The organism is Halomonas sp. McH1-25 (assembly GCF_022348165.1).
In the GTDB taxonomy this organism is placed as follows: domain Bacteria; phylum Pseudomonadota; class Gammaproteobacteria; order Pseudomonadales; family Halomonadaceae; genus Modicisalibacter.
Genome location: NZ_JAKRFI010000021.1, coordinates 1 through 2,684 on the forward strand (window position 1 = coordinate 1; position 2,684 = coordinate 2,684).

At 46.6% G+C, this 2,684-nt stretch carries 2 protein-coding genes and 1 pseudogene; 1 reads left to right on the forward strand and 2 read right to left on the reverse strand.

Going from position 1 to position 2,684, the window contains the following annotated elements; translation table 11 throughout:
• Positions 1-361: 361 nt before the first annotated feature.
• A complete protein-coding gene (locus MHM84_RS21335) occupies positions 362-1,357 on the reverse strand; it encodes an AraC family transcriptional regulator (protein ID WP_239269087.1) in 996 nt (331 codons plus the stop codon).
• Positions 1,358-1,523: 166 nt separating this feature from the next.
• Positions 1,524-2,402: a LysR family transcriptional regulator gene (locus MHM84_RS21340; RefSeq protein WP_239269089.1), complete on the reverse strand. Its 879-nt coding sequence runs from the start codon at positions 2,400-2,402 to the stop codon at positions 1,524-1,526.
• Between the two features lie 101 nt (positions 2,403-2,503).
• On the opposite strand from MHM84_RS21340, the pseudogene MHM84_RS21345 reads away from it, so the two are divergent.
• Positions 2,504-2,684 (forward strand): annotated as a pseudogene (locus MHM84_RS21345) (muconate cycloisomerase); the annotation flags it as partial.

A 2,684-nucleotide genomic window follows, 5' to 3' on the forward strand; every position in this document is an offset into this window, starting at 1 on the left:
CGTCCGCACTCGGCCCTGGATTACCAAACCCCGGTGGCTTATGCGCAGACGCTGACAGCTGCACGAATCGACACGAAGACTAACGGGACTCAAATAGCCGCTGGATGAAAGTTCGGTGGCAGGTCAGATGCACTGAGGGTCCCGCTCGCTGGCAAAAGGCCTCAGTGATCTCGTCCAGCGCGGCCAGTGATTGCTCTCAACAGCTGGCGTAACAGCTATTTTTCTCACCGACGAGAATGGGAGACTACCTTGTGGCATGGGGGAGTTCCTTGCATGGAAGGACTCCATTATGTCAGTTATTTATTGTTAATAACAATTTGTTAGTCTGGATCCCCTTCTGCCTGATAAATTCGTTAACTAGCTAACGGTTGTTGATATTTTCTCGACCTGACTTCAAGGTTTGCTGAGGTGTTTCTCCATAAATAGCCTTATATTTAGCTGAGAAATGTCCTAGATTATTTATGCCAAATTCTGTCACAATATCTGTGACTCGTGTTCCTGGAGGGGCCGTTTTTAAAATTCTATAAATTGAACGAATACGCTGTCGAGATAAGTAGGCCGTGGGAGAGAGTCCGAGGAAATTTCGGAATCCATGCTGTAGTGAGCGCGTTGAAACGCCAGATAGGGAGGCAAGTTTATCTAAGGTGACTACGCTCCTTAAGTGTGAGTCAATATGCTGTTTGGCTATTTTAACATAGCGAGGCAGTATAGAGGGGAGTCCTTGGAGATGCTCGCTATAGTTGTGTTTAAACAATTTCAAGATGCTTTCATAGAAATAATCTTCCATGCGAGCTTCCTGTGCTTGCTTTTCAGGGCTACTACGCAGGTGGAGAGATACTTGGGAAAAATAAGCCACAGTACTTTGTATAAACCCAGTGCCCGGATGTTGGGGAGGAAAGTAATGATCGAATATGATTGGTCCGGTCAAATTCTGTTGGAGAAGGCGTGATAAATAGTTTTCAAGTTGCTGGCGATTTATTTTAACAATTAAATTATGGCAGTCAGGAGAGGTTCGGATTAAACTACGCTGTTCCGGTGAAGAGATGGTAACGCCGCCTTGGCTCATCAGTACGGTCTGATTATTATAGATAATATCGCCTCTTCCATCCAAAGTCAGGCGAAATAGGTATACATCCTTTAGCTCTCCTGGATCAATCTCGACATTAGCTCCATACTGTAGCTCAATAATGGAAAGATGCTCGAGATGCATGGAACAAAGGTGAGATGTTAGGGCCGTGTTATCGATTAGCCTCATTCGATGTGGGGAGAGGCAGTGGCTGACCTGCTCACAGATCAGCTCTTGGGAGCTGGTGCTGAGAATATTGTGCTTCTCAAGCAGGAAATTTTCTGCGGCCATGGCTCACCTCGTTTAAGCTATTTTTATCTCTAATCGCTAAGTCTGTATGCCAATAAGCGCCCTGGCTAGCCTCAAATCGTCGTTGCGCCATATTTTTCTCCTTACCGCTGTTAGCGCATATCTTTATGTTTTATGTAACGCACGTTCTCAGTTATGCGTAAAAAAATTATCTAGTAAAGTTCTCAATAGCTAAATTTATTTCCCGTATATTTTCATTTTTCGTGCCATCTTTCCTTGTGCTGCAAATGATGGGAGAGGTAACATCGCCATCAAGTAGTTCAATGTAAGTAACTCCGGTTCTCTGCACGTTTTTTACCTGCTCAGGGACTAGCGTTATCCCTAGCCCGGAGGCAACGAGCCCTAGGGTGGTCTGCAATTCATTGGTCTCTTGGACTATGTTAATGCTTATATTCCGCCTTCTGAATATTCCCTGAATCATATCCGATAAGCTAGGCCTAGGGGATGCAGGAAATAAGACCATAGGGTATTTAGCTAAATTTTCGAGACTTGGCCGGCTGTTTTCTAGTGGATGGCCGCTTGGTAAGGCTGCGATCAAAGGCTCTTCAACTATAATTTGTTGCACAATATCTGGATCATCGATTCTAAGACGCCCGAATCCAATATCGATTCTTCCCTCTTTCAATGCTTGGATTTGTTGAATGGTGGTCATCTCGGCAAGAGCTAACTCGATATTATCCTTTTGTCGTAATTCTTTGACCAGTATCGGCAGCCAGTCATAGAACACTGATGGAACGAAGCCTACGCCAACGAGGGGCTTCTTACCACGCTCTAGCCTACCGATCATGCTTCTGGCCATCTCCACATGGGCCAAGATCTGGCGTGCTTGGTCATAAAGATAAGACCCGGTAGGTGTCAGACTCAGGCCCTGGGGCCCTCTCACAAACAGCTGGCTCCCCAGTTCACTCTCTAATGCTTTGATATTCCTAGAAAGAGGCGGCTGTGTCATGTGCAGCTTAGCTGCAGCTCTCGTGAGGTTTAGTTCCTCGGCAACGAGGCAGAATAGCTTGAGGTGGTGAAGGTCCATCATTCCTCCAACAGCATAGGGTATGTCCGATTAAGTATTGGCACGAAGCTAGGCCAATATTGAAAATACTTGAAAAGTACAGTTTTTGGAATTTACACCTCATGCCATCAGTCATTGAAGCCATCCAAACCTATCTGGTCGATTTGCCGACCATTCGGCCGCACAAGCTGTCGATGACCACCATGGCCTGCCAGACATTGGTCATCGTGCGCATGCGCCACTCCGATGGCATCGAGGGGCTGGGCGAGGGCACCACCATCGGTGGGCTGAGCTACGGCCCGG